Genomic DNA, 18,730 nt, shown 5'->3' on the forward strand with positions numbered 1-18,730 from the left:
GAGAAACGATGAAGAAGTATCAAATTTACACTATTATCGCGTTAGTCTTGATGACCGTTTGTTTTACGATCCCGGTGCTGGGCTTTTTTGGAGCCAAGGCTAAGATCGCCGCGGGCGAGCCGCTTGCCGGGTATTCGTATAAAATTTATGACCTTTACACCTCGTTTCAGTACAAAAATCACTTGATGCCAGACGACGTAAAAGCCAGCCTGCAAAAAGCGATCGAGCAAAAAGCCGAGATCGGCACGCCGTCTTTTCCTATCTGGTACGTCGCGCTTGAAGCGCCAAACTACCCAAAAGACGCCTTTCCAAACGGCATTCCCGTTTATTTTCACGTTGACGGATACGGCGGCGACGTGCACGAGATGAACACCATAAACCACTACATCGGCATGTATCCGATGGAGCACGGCGGCAACGTCGAGCGCGCGATTGCGCCTTATTATCTGCTTATTTCGACGCTTTGTATGCTAGCCTTTTTATACTACGACGGCAAATTTAACTCCCTGCTCATGGTGCTTCCGACCATCGCTCCGCTACTTTTTATGGGCGCGTTTGCGGGCTGGCTATACTGGTACGGGCACAATATGCAAGAGTGGGGCGCGTTTAAGATAAAACCGTTTATGCCGACAGTGCTTGGCGACGGCAAGGTCGCGCAGTTTACTACGCACTCGTATCCTAGCATAGGATTTTGGGTGATGATGGCTATGAGCGCGCTTTGTATCCTAGCCGTATTTTCAAAGAAAAAAGAGCTCAAAGACGCGAAATGAAATTTAAGCTTCTGCTCTTTTGTGCGCTAAATTTGACGGCCTTCGCCAGTCCGCTACAAGACGCTATAAACGCCGCCGAACCGGGCGACATCTTGCGCCTAAACGACGGACTTTACGAGGGAAATATCATAATCGATAAACCGCTCTCAATCATAGGCAAGGGCGACGGCGCCGTGATACGAGGCGACCGCAAATCAAGCGTGATAAAAGTAACGGCAAAAAACGTCAAGCTCATAAATTTAAACATCGAAGGCAGCGGCACGAGCCAGATGGAGCTAGACGCGGGCGTCAGCTGCTCTAAGGGCAATAATATTTTAGTCGAGAAAAACCGCTTTAAAGACGTGCTTTTCGGTATCGAGCTATCAGAGTGCAACCAAGCCGTCATCAGAGATAACAACATCACCTCAAAAGAGGGCTTTGACGTGCCTAGACGCGGAGACGCCGTGCGCGCGTGGTATTCGCACGAAAATTTGATCGAGCGAAACTACGTCTATAACAGCCGCGACATCGTGGCGTGGTTTTCCAGCAACAATATAATCCGCAAGAACTACGGGCAAAACAACCGCTACGCCGTGCATACGATGTACTCTGCGGGTAACCTCATCGAGGATAACGAATTTAGCGGCGGCGCGGTGGGGATGTATTTTATGTTTTCAACAAATTCTCTCGTGCGCCGAAACGTGATAATCAACTCAAACGGAGCGTTTGGCGTGGGTATCGCGCTAAAAGACGCCTCGGGATTTAACATCAGAGAAAATACCTTTTTATATAACTCGCGCGGCATCTACTCGGACCGCTCGCCGCTAAATCCGGGCACCGTAAATACCCTCGAAAACAATCAAATTTTATACAACGTCATCGGGCTGCAAATGCACGCGACGCAGGAAAAAAGCGTGTTTAAGGGCAATGATTTTATCGGCAACATGGAAACGGCTATCAACGATACGCCCGGCTCAAAGATCGAGCTAAACGAGTGGAGCGGTAATTATTTCGACGAATACGAAGGACTCGACGTCGATAGAGACGGTATCGGCGATACGCCATACTTGCACTTTGTTTACGCCGATAAGCTTTGGCAGTACTATCCGACTCTGCGCTTTTTCTACGGCTCCACCGTGATTAGTGGGCTAAATTTTCTAGCTAAGCTAGCGCCGTTTTCCGAGCCGCTCAAGCTTTTAGAGGACGGCTCTCCTAAAATGCGCCCCAATAACGCTCAAAAGGCAACGCTATGAATAGACGAAATTTTATCGCCCTAACGGCAGGCGCGGCGGCAGCAGGCTACGGTATCGGATATTTTTTACCCAAAACGCGCGCGGACGAGCTTTTTTTACGGCCTCCCGGAGCGGTTAAAAATTTCGAATCGCTCTGCATAAAATGCGGCCAGTGCGTGCAGGTCTGCCCGTATCACAGCATCAAGCTACTAGACATCGTGCAGGGCTACTCAAACGGCACGTCCTACATCGACGCGCACGAGCGAGGCTGCTATCTGTGCGACCTTTTTCCTTGCGTTTTAGCCTGTCCCAGCGGCGCGCTAGATCACGCCACGACGCAGATTAGCGACGTAAAGATGGGCGTGGGCGTGCTGCGAGGACGCGAAGCCTGTCTAGCGTACAAAAACGAAAACGTAAATTTAAGCGGCGTTACGAGAATGCTTGAACGTAAAATTTACAACGACCGCGAGCAAGCCGTAAAAGACGCCATCCAAAATAGCGTGGATAAGCCCTGCGATCTGTGCGTTAGCCTCTGTCCCGTCGGAGACGCCGCCATAACGATGGCTAAAAGCGACGGGCGAAATTTGCCCGAATTTAAACGTGGCTGCGTCGGATGCGGAGCGTGTGCCGAGGTTTGCCCCGCACAAATCATCGACATAGCGCCAAACCGCAGCTATGACGAAATTTACAAAGGATAAAAATGAAAAATAAAATTTTAGGCTGTCTCGCGGCTCTCGCTGCGGTAGCGCTGATAACTGGCTGCGAGAGCAAAGACGATAAAAAAAGCGCTACGCAAGCGGCAAAAACGCAAGTGACGCCCGTCGCTGCAGGCATAATAGAGACGCAAAAAGCGGACGCTAACGCAACCGCGCAAAAAGACTACGATCAGTTTATGAGCTACGACATAAACGGCAAAAAGAGAGTCAAATTTGGTCTAGATGACGAAGAGAGCGAGACTAGCCGCTCAGTCGGCGCGCTAGCGATGGTGCGAAGCCCGCTGCAAAGCATAAATTTAAAACTCGTAAAAGGGCGCCTTAGTAAGGACTTTATCGTAAAATGCTCCGCCTGCCACGACGACTACGCCAACGGCATCATCGGCCCGTCGCTGCTAAACAAAACCTCGGATCAAATTTACGACATGATCGCCGCGTATAAGAGCAAGCAAAAGGCAAATCCGCTGATGAAAGATCTAGTTCGCGGTATGGACGAGGCGCAGATCAGGGCGCTAGCTAATGAAATCAGCGAATTTAACGAGCAATTTAGAAAAAAATAGGAGGCTAAAATGGGAAAGAAAATAGCGATAATCTTTGGAGTTTTGGTACTTGCGCTCATGGTTTTTATGCTGACTAGCCAGCCGTCGGCACCTATAAAGGACGCTAGCAGGCCCGAGCTAAAACCGGCACAGCAAACGCAGCCAAAAGTCGTAAATGAAGAGCTAAATTTGCAAGATAGCGAAGAGATCAAAAAGATAAAACAGCTGCAAAACAGCGTCGCAAATCAGCCTAGCGAGGGCGTTAGCAAACGATACCTAACCTCCTGCGCGCCTTGTCACGGAGCAAACGGCAAGGGCGTGATGGCTCCTAGCATCGCGGGCAAAAGCAAGGACGAAATCCTAGCTTCGCTAAAAAACTACAAAGAGGGCAAGGTGCCAAATAGCCTGATGAAAGGGCTTCTCACGAATGTTTCAGACGAGGATCTAGGCGCGTTAGCTGATGAAATTTCAAAATTTAAAGAGTAGAAAATGGACAAGTACGCCACGCGCTGCACGGTCGCCAAAGTCCCGTTTCTAAGCACGCTCACGGTAAAAAACGCCGAGGGTAAAAAGCGCCTTAGCATCCGCGCTTGGCGGCTTATCGTTATCGCGCTCGTGCATATTTTGTTCGTGCTTTCTTACCGCGCGGATATTCAAATTTTAGAAGGCGACATCAGCGGATCAAGGATCCTAGGCTTTCATTTGACCGACGCTTTTATGAGCTTTCAGGTATTTGCCGCGACGCACGAGTTTCCGACAAATTTGATCATCGGCACGGCTACGATTTTACTTTTTTACGCGCTTGCGGGCGGACGAGCCTTTTGCGGCTGGATTTGCCCTTATACTTTTTTAGGCGAGATCGGCGAGAAAATACACGAAAATTTAGCCGCCAAAAAGATAATTAAACGCCGAAATTTCGATCCGAAATGGCGCTACGTCTTTACCGCGCTTTTTATAGCGATGAGTTTTGCTAGCTCGCAGCTCGTGTTTGAGATATTTAGCGTGACGGGCATAGTGTCTAGATTCGTCATTTACGGCTATTTTCACGCGATTTGGTTTGCGGTTTTCGTGCTTTTAGTCGAGATTTTCTACTCCCGCAGAGGCTGGTGCCGCTACGTCTGTCCAATCGGCGCTACGTACTCGCTGCTAACCCGCACCAACGCCGTTAAAGTTAGCTGGAACAAAGAGCGCTGCGACCACTGCCTAGTCTGCATAGATACCTGTCTCGTGCCGCATGTGCTTGAAATCACGAAGAAAAACGCTAAAACGGGCGACGACGAAAATAAAAAAGAATTTCGTCTCGTGGGCGGCGACTGCACGCTTTGCGGGCGCTGTATCGACGTGTGTCACCACGACGCGCTGAAATTCGACAACGGCTTTAAAAAGCTCATCTAAAAGGATAAATTTGATAATCTTAAAAGACATCACCAAGGCTTTTGGCTCGCAAAAGATACTGCAAAACGTAAATTTGAGCATAGAAAAGGGGCAAAAAACCGTCGTGCTCGGGCAAAACGGCGCCGGCAAAAGCTCGCTGATGCGCATAATCCTAGGCGAATTTAAGCCAAACAGCGGCGAGGTGCGAGTAAACGGCTTTGATCCTTTTACCGCGCGCAAAGAAGCTCTTGGCGTGATATCTTTCGTCCCGCAAACGCCGCCGCCGCTTAAATTTAACCTAAAAGAGCTTTGCGAGTTCGTCTGTAAAAGTTCAAACGTCGCGCAGGAAAACATAGATAAATTTTGCGAGAAAATGGAGCTTGATCTAAAAGGAAATTTTCATAAGCCATTTTACAAACTCTCAGGCGGTATGAAGCAAAAAATGCTAATCGCAATCGCCTTTGCTAAAGATACCGATGCCATGATGTTTGACGAGCCGACGGCAAATTTAGACCCGAAAGCCAGGCGAAATTTTATGGATCTGCTAGGCGAGTTCGCGCGCGAAAAGACGCTGGTTTTTATCTCGCACAGGCTTGATGAGGTGCAGGGCATATCAAACCGCTACGTCGAGATGGACCTGGGGCAGATCATAAAAGACGAGCCGATCTATCAAGGAGGCGCGCATGCGTAACTTGCTACTCATCGCCAAACTAGATGTCGCCGAGTCGCTGCGCTCGCGCTGGTTCCTCATCTATATGCTAGTTTTTATGGGGCTTATCGTTACTTTTATCTTTAGCGGCGTGACGGATTCGCGGGTGCTGGGCTTTAGCGGACTTACGCGGCTTTTGCTGCTTTTTATCCAAATTTGCATCGTTATCGTGCCTATTTTTATCCTCATCTCGACCGTGCGCAGCATCAGCGCCGACCGCGATACGAATTTGCTTGAATACATGCTTAGCTTCCCCGTTAGCCTGGGCGAATACTATTTCGGCAAGGCTTTGGGGCGCATTTTCGTCATTTTCGTGCCACTTTTGCTCTCTTTTGTTTTAGCAGTAGTCGCGGGTCTGGTTAAAAAAATCGAGATCCCGTGGGATATCCTAAGCCTCTACACCGCCCTACTTTTCGCGCTTAGCTTCGTGTTTTTGTCGTTTGGATTTCTCATCTCCTCGGTAATCAAAAATCAAGAAATGGGTCAGGGCGTCGCGTTTTTACTCTGGCTTGTCTTGCTGGCGTTTTTGGATCTAGCTCTCATGGGCTTTTTGATGAAGAGCAACGTGCGCGAGGATATCATCTTTTTTATCGCGCTCATTAACCCGATCGAGGTCTTTAGGATCGCGGCGATTAGCCTGTTTGATCCGAATTTAGCCGTGATCGGCGTAGCGTCGAATTTTGTGCTAAACAACTTTAGCGCGTTTGGATTTGTTATTTACTCGATTTTTTATCCGCTGATTTTGGGCGCGATTATGCTTGTCGGGGGGTATTTTATCTTTAGCAGCAGGGATTTGGTGTAAATTTGACTCGTTTTGCGGCGGTCAAATTTGATCAAATTTTACTTCTCGGGCTTAAATTTAACTCGCAAATTTAAGCCCTTTTATCAAATTTAACCAAACCGTTACGACGGCAAATTTAAACCTCAGCTTCCTCCGCCGCGCCTAAATTTCCCTCGCCAGCGACAAGCTGGGCCGCTAGCTTTTTGCTTGATTTAAAATCCACTTTACCGGTTCCTAGCACAGGTACGGCTTCGACTTTGTAAATCTTTGAAGGCTGCATGATAGAAGGTATCGCAGAAGCCCTGATGCGCGCGGCTAGCTCATCCTCGCTGATCTCGCCGCTAAAGAGCATGACGACTTGCTCGCCCTTTTTCTCGTCGGCGACGTTGGTGCAGACAAAGGTAACCTCATCGCCCAGTACGCCTGAAATTTGAGCCTCGAGCGCGCCTAGGCTGATCATCTCTCCGCCGATTTTAGCAAAGCGAGATAGCCTATCCGTGATGGTTAAAAAGCCCGCCTCGTCTAAAAAGCCGATGTCGCCGCTGTTATAGTAGCGCACGCCGTCTAGCTCGACGATCGCCTCTTTCGTGCGCTCCTCATCTAGATAGTAGCCCTTCATCACCTGATGGCCGCCGATTAGGATTAGGCCGGCCTGTCCGCTTTCTAGCTTTTCTAGGCTTGTAGGATCGCAGATTCTTATTATCGTGCCCGCAGTCGGTAGACCCACGCTGCCCTCTTTTGAGAAAACAAGCTCTTTAAAAAACTCCGGTTCTAGCACGTTTGCGGTATTTACGCTAACGACGGGCGAGGTCTCGGTCGTGCCGTAGCCTTCGTAAATTTCGACGCCGAATTTCATCTTAAACTCGCGCTTAACGGCCGCGTTTAGCTTCTCCGCGCCGGCAATCGCGTAGCGGATCGTAGAAAACATCAGCGGATTTAGCTTTTTGTTTTTGGTATAGAGCCTAAAAAACGTCGACGTGCCAAACATTATCGTCGCGTGGTATTTAGCAACCATCTTACCCACGGCAAAGGCGTCCGTGGGATCAGGCACGTGAGCGGAGGCGATACCCTCGCTAAGCGGGAAAAAGGTCGCCGCAGTAAGCCCGAACGAGTGAAATATCGGTAGCGACGCTAAGATAACGTCGTTGCCGTCCGTGTTTACAATCTCTGAAATTTGCTTGATGTTAGCCATTATGTTTTTATGCGTTAGCACGATGCCTTTTGGCGTACCCTCGCTGCCGCTGCTAAAGAGTATCGCCGCCTCGTCGTCGATGCGAACGTCGCGAAAATATATAAGCTCAAGCAGCCAGCGCGGCATCAAAACCGCCTTTAGCATCGCGCAAATTTTATCAGCCTTGCTTATGCCCTGCGCGACGTCTTCGAGATAGATTAGTCTACCTTTTAGAGATTCTTCCAGCTCAAAGCCGCGAGCCTTTAGTTTGGCGATAAATTGGCGTGACGTGATTATGCTTCTTAGCCCCGCCTTGTCCGCGCAGCCGATCAAATTTTGCTCGCTAAGCGTGTAGTTTAGATTTACGCTTATCTTGCCTCTGATAAATAGCATCAAATTTATAATGCTACCCATCACCGAGGAGGGCAGTATCACGCCGACGTTTCGCTCTTTTAAAAACGAGAATTTAAATTTAGACAAAAACACAAGCACCGTCGCGATAACCTTGAGATTGTTTAGATCAGCGCCCGTGCTATCTACCATCGAGCGTTTAAACAGATCCGCTTTGGCGTGCTTTAGCCAGCTAAACTGCATAGGCTCGAGAGTTTTTAGATACTCGGCCCAGCTAAAAAACGACAGCTCGACTACTTTTTCGCGTACTTGCGGGGCTTTGGTTTCAGGTGCCAAAGGCACGCCGAAACTCACCCTGATAGCGCGCTTGCCGTCTATTTTGCGGCTGATTCTTTGGTAGTATTTTTGAGCGCGTGAGAAGCTAGAACCCCAAAGGCCGCGCAGATAAAACGGCACGATGACGGAGTTCGTATCGCTTGCGGCTATCTCGTAACCGTGCGCAAACTCGTCTATCTGGCCGTTATAGCTGATATGTCCCTCCGGAAACAGCGCCACCACGTTGCCCGCGTCTAGACACTCGCGGATCTTTTCTAGAGCGCTTTTACTCGCTCCCGCGCCTATAGGGATCACGTCAAATAAATTTAGCAGCCATTTTAGGTACCAAATTTCATAAAAGCTCTTATGCATCGCAAATCTGATCGGACGCGGAGAGGCCATCTGTAGCACCGCCCAGTCTATCCAGCTCATGTGGTTGCCAAGCAGCAGCACGCCGCCTTTTTGCGGGATATTTTCGACGCCGTCGACGTTGATCGTGTATCCGATCCTAAAAAACGGCATGATAAGCAAACGAGCAAAAAGATGCGGCAGGTATTTTATCGCTACCAGCGCGCAAATAAGCACGCTAAAAGAGGTAATGACGAAAATTTCGGGCGTACTAACGGCAAATAAACTAAACGCCATCGCAAGCAGCAAAAACGCCGCCATAAAGATGTTTTGGATAAAGTTACTGCCCGCTAGCGTGCGGCCCATCTGCTCTTCGGATGTGAAAAACTGGATATTTGCGTTTAGCGGCACGATGAAAATGCCGCCGCTAAAGCCGAACAAAAAGGACGCCAGCGTCATAAACGCAGCACTTGAACCCTGCGCAAACATAAGTAGCGAAACAAAAAGCCCAAGCGCCCCAAAAGGCACGATGCCCATCTCGATGTGGTTTTTCGAGTAACTGCCCGCTAGCGCAGAGCCGGCGACTAGACCGATGGTGCTAACGGCTAAAATCGCCTGCACGATCATGACGTTGTTATCCGCGCTCATAGCCTTGTAGTGAGCGGGAAAAACGGCGATAACCAGCTGCGCCACCGCCCAGAAAACAGAAAGCCCCAGCGTACATAAAAAGGCATTTTTGTTGTTAAAGATATGCTTCGTATTTTCTTTTAGGTAGCCTAGTTTAAAGTACTTTTTTGCGTCAAATTTAAGCCCTGCGTCAGTCGCCTCGAAAAACGGAATCTTAAACGTAAAAATCGTCTCGGCTACCGAGCAAACGAAAAGTATCGCGCCGATAAACCAGACCGATTTTATCATCTCACCGGCGTCCGTGCTAGTAGCGGCGTAGCTCTCGAAAATCGCCGAGAAAACAAACGAGCCAAGCAGTATCGCCACGATAGTAAAGGCCTGCACGATACCGTTTGCAGCGCCCAGCTTTTCGCCGCCTACGATTTTTTTGATGAGGCCGTATTTAGCAGGGCTATATACCGCGCTTTGCACCGCTAGCAGCAGCGTCGTACCGAATGCCACGTAAAACCAGCCGCAAAGGTAGCTTATAGTGATAAAAAGCGTGAGTAAAATTTCGCTCGCCGCCGCGTATCTCGTGATGCGGGTGCGCGAAAATTTATCGTTTAAAAAGCCCGAAACGCTAAAAAGCATGATGTAGGGCAACAAGATTAGCAAATTTACGAGCGAGGTCAGGATGATCTGTAAATTTTCATCCTCGATGCTCTTAAAAAGTATGTTTTGGATCGTGATCTTGTGGCCAAGATCGACGACCGCGTTGATAAACATAACGATCAAAAAGGGCAAAAAGCCCCTAACCGAAAAAACGCCCTTCATTTGTTCTCCTTTTTGTAGGCATCGAATGTGTGAAAATTTAAGATATACGGTTTTAGGATCAAGATATTATCGAAAACGAGCTTTAAGGCCGCGTTTTTGTCCTTTGCTTTCGCGTAAATTTCGCGCGCGCACTGGGCTTCGATTTTGGCCGTTTGCTTGGCTAAATTTATATAGGTCTGTAAAATTTCCCGCCCGTGCTCACTTTTTTGCGTTTCTAGCACGATTTGCAGGATTTCGACCTCTTTTTCGGTTAGCTTGCCGCCTCGCATAAAGATAAATCCGTCCTTTATAAATTTATCTAGCTCGGTCTCCGTGATACCCAGCCTCTCGCACGCCTGCTCGGCGCTTAGCGTCTGGGCGAAATTTGACCCCATAAAGGTATCGAGCGAATCAAAAAGCGCCTCGTAGCAGCGCTTAAAGCTAAAGCCCTTTTGCTGCGTGAGCGCCTTTACCTCTTTTAGGCTTAGGTGGAAGTTGCTCTGGACGTATTTGATGAAATTTAGCATCAAAAGCGTATCCTCGCCGTACTGATGTACGTTGTCTTTTACCTTCATGGGCTCGGGCAAAAGCCCCTCCTTGACGTAAAAGAGTATCGTTGATTTGGGCGTTTGCGATAGTTCGCAAAGCTCGCTCATCTTGTAGCTCATCTCTTTCCTTTTGTTAAATTTGACGAAATCTTACGCAAATTTAGCTTAGAAAACCATAAAGTGTAAAGCGTCACTTGACACTTTTTAAAATTTAGGCTATGATTTCGTCAAATTTTAAAAAGGAGAAACGATGTTTCGAGATGTTTTTAACCGCGCGAACGAGCGCTTGGACGCTTTGGGTTTTGACATAAATTTGATAGGCAGAAAAACGGCGACAAGCTTGACCCGAGCAAACGCCGCAAGCTTTGGCTTAGTAGCTCGAAAAACGGAGGCAAATTTAACTCGCGCAAATTTAACCGAGCAAAACGCGCGGGTAAATTTAAGCTCAAATCTAAGAGCGAGCGAGACGGCCGCGCCAAAAACGCTCGGGTTTTGCCAAAACGCTAGTCAAATTTACGCCAAAGATAAATTTGCTAAAACGAGCGTAAATTTAATCGCAAACGAAGTAAATTCTGGCGGGTTTTCGCAGTGTAAATTTAACGAAACCGCCGTGCGGGAAAGCGAACTAGGCGGCTTGCAAAGCGCAAATTTAACGCAGATAAAAACCGTCGATATCCACTCGCACTTGCTTAGCGCGGATGTCAAATTCGACCGATTTTACGACAAACTAGCGCTTGCGTTTTTCGCCAAAAAATTCGACATAAACAGGCGCGAGCTTATAAAAAATGGCTTTGAAGGCTACAAAAGCAACTTTGCGCGGCTGATTAAAAGCTCGAATTTCGTCCAAAAGTCTGTAGTTTTCGGCGTCGATGCGAAATTTGACGAGAGCGGAAACCTCGTACACAAGGACAAAACCGTCTGCGCCTCAAACGAGGAGGTTTTTGCCTTTTACGGGCAAAATCCAAACGAGGTCGTGCCGTTTTTTAGCGTAAATCCAAACCGAAAAGACGCGCTAAATTTGATCGAAAAGTACTACAAAATGGGCTTTAAAGGCGGCAAGCTGCTGCACTCTTACTGGGAGACGGATCTAAACGACAAGCGATATGAGCCATATTTTAGGCTGCTTAGCGAGCTTGAGCTGCCGCTTGTTATACACGTGGGCGACGAAAACTCGCTAGCATCAAACAAGGCGCTTGAGAGCATCGAGCAGCTAAAATCCCCGCTAAATCTTGGTTGCCGCATCGTCTGCGCTCACATGGGCGCCTCAAGCGACGGCATTTTGTCTATGCTTTCGCGCGATCCGGAGAAACTGGGCGCAAACTACTTCACGCTACTTCGTTGGCTGCGCGAATTTGACGGGCTTTACGCCGACGTTTCGGCGCTGCTTTGCATAAACAAGGCCCGCATACTGCCGCATCTAAAAACCCAAACGCAAATCCACGACAAAATCCTTTTTGGTACCGATTTTCCCGTACCTTTTAGCGTGATTTTAAGCAGCTACGACCTGCCGTTTTGCAAGCGTCTCACGCTAAATCGCATCCAAAATCCGCTCGATCGCTACGTGCGCGCGATGAGTTTGTATTTTGGCGAGGATTCGCCGATTTTTAGCAATTATAAAAAGATTTTGGGAGAGATTTAGAGCAAATTTAACGGGCACAGCGAGAAATTTGACGCGTAAATTTAAAGACGGAGAAATTTACAAATTTGGAGTAAAATTTGATGGTCGGCAAAATCTGCACGTTCTCGGCAGTACATACTCAAAAACCGCAAATTTGACAGCAAGCGTGAGAAATTTGACGGAACTAAATTTAGATTTTAACCACGCCTTGGGCCAAATTTAAACCGCCTACTCGCGGATTTAAATCAAATTTACAAAGCAAAGGCGTCAAATTTAGCAAGCAAGTCCGTAAAATTTGACGCTAAATTTTAAAGCAACAGACTACCACCTGCCGCTAGCTCCGCCCCCGCCAAAGCTTCCGCCGCCGCCGCTAAAACCTCCGCCCCCCGAGCTTCCACCCCCGCCGCTAAATCCGCCGCCGCCGTAACCGCCAGAGCCGCCACCGCCGTACAAGCCTCTGCCGCCGGTTTTCATATTTCGCATTAGGTAAAAAAGTAGCACAAAAAGAACGAGCACTATCGTGCCTCTAACAAGCAGATCCTCGATACCAAACGTCCCTGCGACTACGCCCGAGATAAAGCCCGATAGCGTCGCGCTGGCTCCGATTCGCAGGGCTGCCGCGCCAAAAATAGCCGAAGCAAATACCATCACCATGCCAACTACTATCCCGTAGGCTTCCACAGGCGTCTCATCTTGCTTTTCTATCTCCTTCTTCACCCCCTCATCCCCGTCAAGTAGCGCTATGATCTTTTGCGTGCCTATCTTTATACCGTTTTGGATATCGCCTTTTTTAAATTCAGGGATTATGTAGTAGTTTATGATGTTGCTGCTAAGTGCGTCCGTTAGAGTACCTTCTAGGCCGTATCCTACCTCTATGCGTACTTGTTTGTCGTTTGGAGCTACTACTAATACTACTCCGTTATCTTTACCTTTTTGTCCTATACCCCAATGTCTAGCTAGTTCTAGGGAGTACTCTTCTATTTGAGCGTTACCTAGAGATTCTATAGTAGCTACTACGACTTGATTAGTGGTATTGTTTTCATGAGTGGCTAGTAATGTTTCTAGTTCGTCTTTTGTGCTCTGGCTTAGTACTCTTGCCTGATCTACTACCCTGCCGGTTAAGGCAGGGAAATTTAAACTCTTTTCGTTTGATGTTTGAGTGGTAGTTTCTTTTACGGTTTTGTTTTGTTCGGTAGTATTATCCGCTGCCGATAAATTTATAGCCGTAAGTCCTAAAAGCGTAAAAACGCAAAATAAAGTAGATAAAATGCGTTTCATTTTTTGTACCTTGGTTGGGTTATTTGGCGAAGGATACGTCCGGTACGGCTTGTTCGGCTTCGCTAGCTTCAAAGGTTACGCGCGGTTTTAGCTCGGGATAAATCATTTCGGCGATAAATTTGCCCGGGATCTTGCGCAGAGCGACGTTGTAGTCCTTGACGGCTGCGATATAATCCTTTCTAGCGACCGCAATGCGATTTTCCGTACCTTCAAGCTGGCTTTGCAGGGAGAGGAAATTTTGATCGGCTTTTAGCTGAGGGTAGTTTTCGGTGATGGCCATTAGCCTAGATAGCGCGCCGCCTAGAGTTTTTTGAGCGTTTTCAAACTCTTTTAGCTTAGCCGGATCATCTAACGAGCTAACGTCGATCGTCATTTGAGAAGCTTTGCTTCTAGCTTCGGTTACTTCTTTAAACACGCTCTCCTCGTGGCTAGCGTAGCCCTGAACCGTTTTTACCAAATTTGGGATAAGATCGGCGCGGCGTTTGTACTGGTTTTGCACCTGGGCCCATTTCTCCTTAACCGTTTCGTCGAGTACGGGGAAGGCATTGACGTACTTTAAGGCGATACCGCCGATAACGCCTAAGACGACTAGAAAAACGACTAGATTTTTCATGGGTGCTCCTTTGAGAAATTTCTACCTTGATTATACACTTAAATGCTTTTAAAATTAATAATTTAAAAATGAAGGTCGGATAAATTTGAAGTTAAATTTTGAGCTAAATTTGAGAGAACCAGGAATAAATTTGAATAATAAATTTGCGGCAAGAGATTTTGCTTCCCTTGCCGCATAGCGTTTAAAACTTAAAAGTCCGTTTGGATCTTTTCGTCGATTTGTATGTGTACGGTTTTGCCGTCTACGCTATCTACGCTATCATACACTTTATAGCCGGCATCGGCCTTGCTTTGATCATCCGATAGCCTCCACTGTCCTTGACCTTTAACCTTATCGTGCTCATCGCCTTTTATTTTTAATACCGTATCGGCATTATCGGTGATATCTAGCACGTCCTTAGCTCTAATGGTTAGCTCTACGGCTCCGGCTGAGCCGTTGGCACCTAGCTGTAATTCCTCAAAGCTTTCAACCTTATGATCCAAGTTGCTTACTTGGCTTAAGTCGATACTATCGTTAAATACCAACGTATCTTCGCCTAGTCCGCCGTACATCCTCTCTTGAGTCGCTTTGTATGTGACGGTGTCGTTAGCGGTGTCTTTTTCCACGTTTATCGTAGGGAAAAGGACGGTAGCGCTTTCGTTGCCGTTTTGATCTACCGTTTTAGCGCTAATATTTACCTTGTTATTGTCTTTTTCGGTATTTATCAATATATCGGTAGAGACATGACCGCGATCTATATCTTCCTGAGTCAGAGCAGGCAACTCTTTGGTTATCGTTTTGCTTGCATCGTGAGGATCGGTATAGCTCACTATGACTTTATCTCCGGCTACCGTATCGTCAGGTAGGTAAACGCTTATACCTGTTGAACCCTTATCTCCGTCATGGCTATTTTCCGCTACCGTTAGTCTGCCGTCATAGTTGGTTTCTTCGCTATATCCTATCGTGCTTATATTTTGCATTTTTTCTAGGACAGCCTCATCGTTACTTGTGACTCTATTATTGTTATACGCATCGGTTAGCGTAGCCTCTACGGAAACCTTGGTTTGATCATCCGGCTTCATACCTACATTGCGAATTCGCACTGCGCCGCCCTCTACTTCTAGAGTTTCTGATCCATCGCTGCTTACTGCTCTAAATTTCTTAATTCCGTTTGCATCTCTATACTCTTCGATAGTATATGACTTATTGCTTCTGCTTACGCCACCCTCTTTAATATTAATATTTAGCTTATCGCCGTTTATTATATTGCTTGGAAGTCCTACCGCGATAGTAGTTTTAGCATATCCGCCGTCTGCGGTATCTTCTATCCTGCTAATCTTACCGTCGTCATCGACATCCTCTTCAAATCTAGCGGTTAGCTCTCCGTTCCAGTCGCTGTTTAGTTTATTTTTAGCTTCGGCCGTAGGAGTTTTATCTATTCCAAATTCGTCAGAGAGTGTTGCTTTTGCAACGATTTCGGTATCGTTTTGCATAGGTACGTTTTTAATTTTTACCGTATCGTCCTCTACGTCTAGCCTTGAGCCGTCCGTACCGACAGCTTGTAGCTTGCCGTTTGATTTTTCAAAGGTATAGACCTTGTCGGCTCCGTTTATATTTACGGTTAGTTTATCTCCAGCCACTACGCCGTTAGGAAGAGTTACGCTAATCGTAGTAGTAAGAACGCTATTGTCGCTTGACGCTTCGCTTCTATCTATTACGCCGTTTCTATTAGCATTGTCTTCGTCAAAGCTTACAGATACGTTTTTAGTGTTTAACTCAGGAGTTAGCTCAAGACCCTTATCTGCAACGGTCGCTTTTTCAGTTCCCGCTCCATCGACAACTTTGGCGCCGACTAAGGTTTCTTTGCCGGCTATCATAGATACAGGAACTTTTATGATGCCGTTTTTGCCGGTATCAAATTCAACCCCGTCGTTACCTCTAACCTTATAGCTTCCATCAGGATTTACGCCTACTATAGAGAATTCTTTTGAGATATTCTCGGTAGTTCCATCCGGTTTTGGCTGTTTTATGCTAACTTGTACTTTATCGCCGGCTACCGCATTGCTAGGGATCGTAACTAGAGCATTTGTCTTGTGGATATTGCCGTCTAGGTCTGCTTCCGTTCTAGTTAGCTTACCGTTTCTGTTTACGTCTTCTTCAAAGCCCAAGTAAAGAGGTCTATGTCCCGCGCCGCTTCCTAGGATCGTGCTATTAGCTGCAGACGCGGCCTTTCCGATTCCGTCTGCTCCTGTTACTTTGGCATCCACTCCGGTACTTGCGGTATCGCTGATAGGTATATTTTTGATTTCTACAGTATTATTTTGTTTTACCTCGACCTCGGTACCGTCAGCAGCCACGACTTTAAATTTCTTATTACCTGCCGGATCTTGATACTCTTTAATAGTGTAAGTTCTAGTTTCAGTTACTACACCGTTATGTTTAATGTCGATATCTAGTTTGTCGCCGTTTACTATGTTGCTAGGCAGTTTTACGGTAGCGGTAGTTACGCCGCTTTGAGCATTTTCGCCGGCAGAAATAGACCCGTCGTTGTTTTCATCTTCGGCAAATGCCACATACATATCGTCATAAAGAGGTGTTATTTCGCTGTTATTTTTAGCAGCTGCTTTACCGCCTTTACCATCTGAAACATCGGCCTCTACTACGGTTTTGTATCCCTCATCCATAGTTACGCCTACTTGTACCGTATAGTCTTTTTTAACCTCAACCTCGGTACCGTCGGCAGCCACACCCTTAAAGCGCTTATTTCCGTCGGCGTCTTGGTATGATTGAAGAGTGTATGTTTTAGTTTGACTCGTCTCGCCTGAAGTTTCGGCTTTATTTTTTACGGTAATATTTAACTTGTCGCCGTCAACTATGTTGTAAGGAAGCTTTATGCTTGCCGTAGTTTTATGGATCTGCGTATTACCGCCCTCAGCGCTTTCGGCTCTTGATACGGTTAAATTTTGATTAACGTCTTTATCAAATTTAACTTCCATAGCATCTAGATTGTTGATTATATTATCTTTAGTAGCACTAGCCTTCTCTATACCTCTAGCATCTGATATCTCGGCTTCTACGGTAGTTTTGTGATCTGTGCGCATACGAACGTTTTTTATCTCGAAGCTATTTTTTGTTTTCATATCTACGTAGCTACCGGTATCATTATCTTTGAGTCTCGTTACAGCATTGCTCTTGTTATTATTTTTCTCGATAGTGTAGTGTTTAACGGTATCTATATATGATCCGTCAGCCCGAGGTTCTTTAATTGTCACAGTTAGCTTATCGCCGTTAACCGCATTGTTTGGAATTTTAATCGTTACGGTCGTCGTGTATTCACTGCTCGTGTGTCCAGCAACCGTTCTATCCGTAACCTTTCCGCCTTTAGCGTCCTCAAAAATCACGCCCGGTTCTTTTATAGCTTCGATGCTGATTTTCGCATCGGCAGTTTTGTCGGGTTGCGGTTCAGCGTATTGTACGGTAGCCGTTATTTTCGTATCTTGATTTGATCTTACGTCGAGATCTTTGTACTCAAATTTATAGAGCTCGTCGTCTGTTCTTAGATCGGAGATCGGCTTATTAGATTTTCTAGGTAAAATATCGCTGCTATCAGCGTCATTTTTTATAGACTCTATAACGCCTTGCGCATTTAATTTAATAGTATACGTTTTTGTAACTACGCCTTTGCCAGGTTCCTCAACCTTCAAGACTAGTTTATCGCCGTCTTTGACGTCGTAAGGTATAGTTATAGTAGCGTTAGTTTCGTTTACGTTTTGATCGGTCATACCGTCTGCTCTAGATAGTATCTTAGCTCCCGATGCCTGTACCTTGCTAGGTTTTTCGTTAAATTCTACGCCTATATTGCCGTCATAGAATGTTACTTCTGCATTGTTTGAATCTTCGCTCTTCTGATCGCCGTTACCGTGATCTACGACTCTAGCTATAACTCCGGTTTTAACTCCCGGAGCTACTTTGGCCATACCATCGATCACCATTGTTCGTCCGTTATTTATATGTTCCGGCTTGATTACTTCTATTCTTTCCTCTGTAGTTACGTTACCGTTTTTGTCAGTATATGTCATAGTAATTTTCATATCATCGCCGGCTCTTGCATCCTCAGGGATGGTAATTTTTACTGTCGTGAAATTTAAATTCCCGTCTCTTATATTTTCAGAAGGAGTTAATATTCGGTCTCCGTTGTAATTCTCAGGCAAGTAAACTACTGGATTTACATCCAACCTTAACGTATCGCTAGAGCTTGGGCTTTCGTTGCCTATCGAGTTAGTTATAGTTGCAGATACCGTAGTTGATCCACTATTGGACATCTTATTGGTTTGGATTTGCAACGAGTAGCCGTTATCTTTAATATCTTGAGTAATAGTTACGCTTTGTGTTGTTTTCGTGCCGTCTGGATTAGTAACGGTAATTTTTAGAATATCTCCTAATGTGGCGTCCGAAGGTACGGTAATCTTAGCTTCGGTAACTTTTTTATCACCGTCATGTTTATTTTCAGAATAGCTAAGCAACCCGCTATTATCCCTGTCTTCCGTAAATACAACCGTAGGAGCCGCAGGCGTGGTGGTGTCAAATCTAACGCTATCGCTACCTCTTGGGCTTTCGTTGCCTATTTGGTTGGTTATAGTTGCAGATACGGTAGAAACCTTGCCGTCCTGGACAGGAACCGTTTTATCGGCAGTGCTATTATCCATGATATAGCCGTTAGTTTTCATATCTTGAGTAATAGTTACGCTGTGCGTTCTTTGAGTACCGTCGGGATTCGTAACGGTAACGTTTAGAGTATCTCCTGCTACGGCATTTGCAGGTATTTCGATCTTAGCCGTCGTAGTGTTAGGATCTATTCCGTTTTCATTTCTATTTAAAATTCCGTCGTTATTAGTATCTTCGGTTATAGTAACGATCGGAGCTGAAGTGGTTGTAGTATCAAATCTAACGCTATCGCTACCTCTTGGGCTTTCGTTGCCTATTTGGTTGGTTA

The 18,730-nt window shown here is 46.5% G+C and carries 14 protein-coding genes; 9 read left to right on the forward strand and 5 right to left on the reverse strand.

Features of this window, described 5'->3' with window-relative positions; genetic code table 11:
• The first annotated feature begins 8 nt into the window (after positions 1-8).
• Genes RWM02_RS07900 through RWM02_RS07935 form a run of 8 tightly spaced genes read left to right on the forward strand, consistent with a single transcriptional unit; the run spans position 9 to position 6,118 of the window.
• Positions 9-770 (forward strand): cytochrome C, encoded by a 762-nt coding sequence (locus RWM02_RS07900; protein ID WP_314070887.1) that lies wholly within the window; start codon positions 9-11, stop codon positions 768-770.
• Positions 767-2,002: a nitrous oxide reductase family maturation protein NosD gene (locus RWM02_RS07905; protein ID WP_314070889.1), complete on the forward strand. Its 1,236-nt coding sequence runs from the start codon at positions 767-769 to the stop codon at positions 2,000-2,002. The genes RWM02_RS07900 and RWM02_RS07905 overlap by 4 nt, the downstream gene beginning before the upstream one ends.
• The gene (locus RWM02_RS07910; RefSeq protein WP_314070891.1) at positions 1,999-2,679 is read left to right on the forward strand and encodes a 4Fe-4S dicluster domain-containing protein; all 681 of its coding nucleotides are present in this window, start codon (positions 1,999-2,001) and stop codon (positions 2,677-2,679) included. Before RWM02_RS07905 ends, RWM02_RS07910 begins: the two co-directional genes overlap by 4 nt.
• Before the next feature lie 2 nt (positions 2,680-2,681).
• Positions 2,682-3,254, forward strand: coding sequence for a c-type cytochrome (locus RWM02_RS07915; RefSeq protein ID WP_314070893.1), 573 nt, complete (start codon positions 2,682-2,684; stop codon positions 3,252-3,254).
• A gap of 9 nt (positions 3,255-3,263) precedes the next feature.
• Positions 3,264-3,719, forward strand: coding sequence for a c-type cytochrome (locus tag RWM02_RS07920; RefSeq protein ID WP_314070895.1), 456 nt, complete (start codon positions 3,264-3,266; stop codon positions 3,717-3,719).
• Positions 3,720-3,722: 3 nt separating this feature from the next.
• On the forward strand, positions 3,723-4,628 hold the full coding sequence (locus tag RWM02_RS07925) for a NapH/MauN family ferredoxin-type protein (RefSeq protein ID WP_314070898.1): 906 nt from the start codon (positions 3,723-3,725) through the stop codon (positions 4,626-4,628).
• A 10-nt stretch (positions 4,629-4,638) separates the two neighbouring features.
• Positions 4,639-5,298 carry an ABC transporter ATP-binding protein gene (locus tag RWM02_RS07930; protein ID WP_314070901.1) on the forward strand — a complete coding sequence of 220 codons (660 nt, stop codon included), beginning with the start codon at positions 4,639-4,641 and terminating at the stop codon, positions 5,296-5,298.
• Complete coding sequence (locus RWM02_RS07935) at positions 5,291-6,118, forward strand: ABC transporter permease (RefSeq protein ID WP_314070904.1); 828 nt, start codon at positions 5,291-5,293, stop codon at positions 6,116-6,118. Before RWM02_RS07930 ends, RWM02_RS07935 begins: the two co-directional genes overlap by 8 nt.
• 115 nt (positions 6,119-6,233) lie before the next feature.
• Here RWM02_RS07935 and RWM02_RS07940 read toward each other — a convergent pair whose 3' ends face one another.
• Positions 6,234-9,722, reverse strand: coding sequence for an acyl-[ACP]--phospholipid O-acyltransferase (locus RWM02_RS07940; RefSeq protein ID WP_314070906.1), 3,489 nt, complete (start codon positions 9,720-9,722; stop codon positions 6,234-6,236).
• A complete protein-coding gene (locus RWM02_RS07945; RefSeq protein WP_314070909.1) occupies positions 9,719-10,369 on the reverse strand; it encodes a MerR family transcriptional regulator in 651 nt (216 codons plus the stop codon). The genes RWM02_RS07940 and RWM02_RS07945 overlap by 4 nt, the downstream gene beginning before the upstream one ends.
• A 130-nt stretch (positions 10,370-10,499) precedes the next feature.
• Between RWM02_RS07945 and RWM02_RS07950 the strand changes: the two genes are divergently transcribed.
• Positions 10,500-11,888: an amidohydrolase family protein gene (locus RWM02_RS07950; RefSeq protein ID WP_314070912.1), complete on the forward strand. Its 1,389-nt coding sequence runs from the start codon at positions 10,500-10,502 to the stop codon at positions 11,886-11,888.
• Between the two features lie 300 nt (positions 11,889-12,188).
• Here RWM02_RS07950 and RWM02_RS07955 read toward each other — a convergent pair whose 3' ends face one another.
• The 3 genes from RWM02_RS07955 to RWM02_RS07965 all read right to left on the reverse strand — a co-directional run.
• The gene (locus RWM02_RS07955; RefSeq protein ID WP_314070916.1) at positions 12,189-13,145 is read right to left on the reverse strand and encodes a TPM domain-containing protein; all 957 of its coding nucleotides are present in this window, start codon (positions 13,143-13,145) and stop codon (positions 12,189-12,191) included.
• A gap of 19 nt (positions 13,146-13,164) precedes the next feature.
• Complete coding sequence (locus tag RWM02_RS07960) at positions 13,165-13,758, reverse strand: LemA family protein (RefSeq protein WP_314070919.1); 594 nt, start codon at positions 13,756-13,758, stop codon at positions 13,165-13,167.
• A gap of 188 nt (positions 13,759-13,946) precedes the next feature.
• Positions 13,947-18,730, reverse strand: a 4,784-nt coding sequence (locus tag RWM02_RS07965) for a hypothetical protein (RefSeq protein WP_314070922.1), incomplete at its 5' end; no start/stop codon positions are given.

Source organism: Campylobacter showae (genome assembly GCF_963515975.1).
GTDB classification, from domain to species: Bacteria; Campylobacterota; Campylobacteria; order Campylobacterales; family Campylobacteraceae; genus Campylobacter_A; species Campylobacter_A showae_F.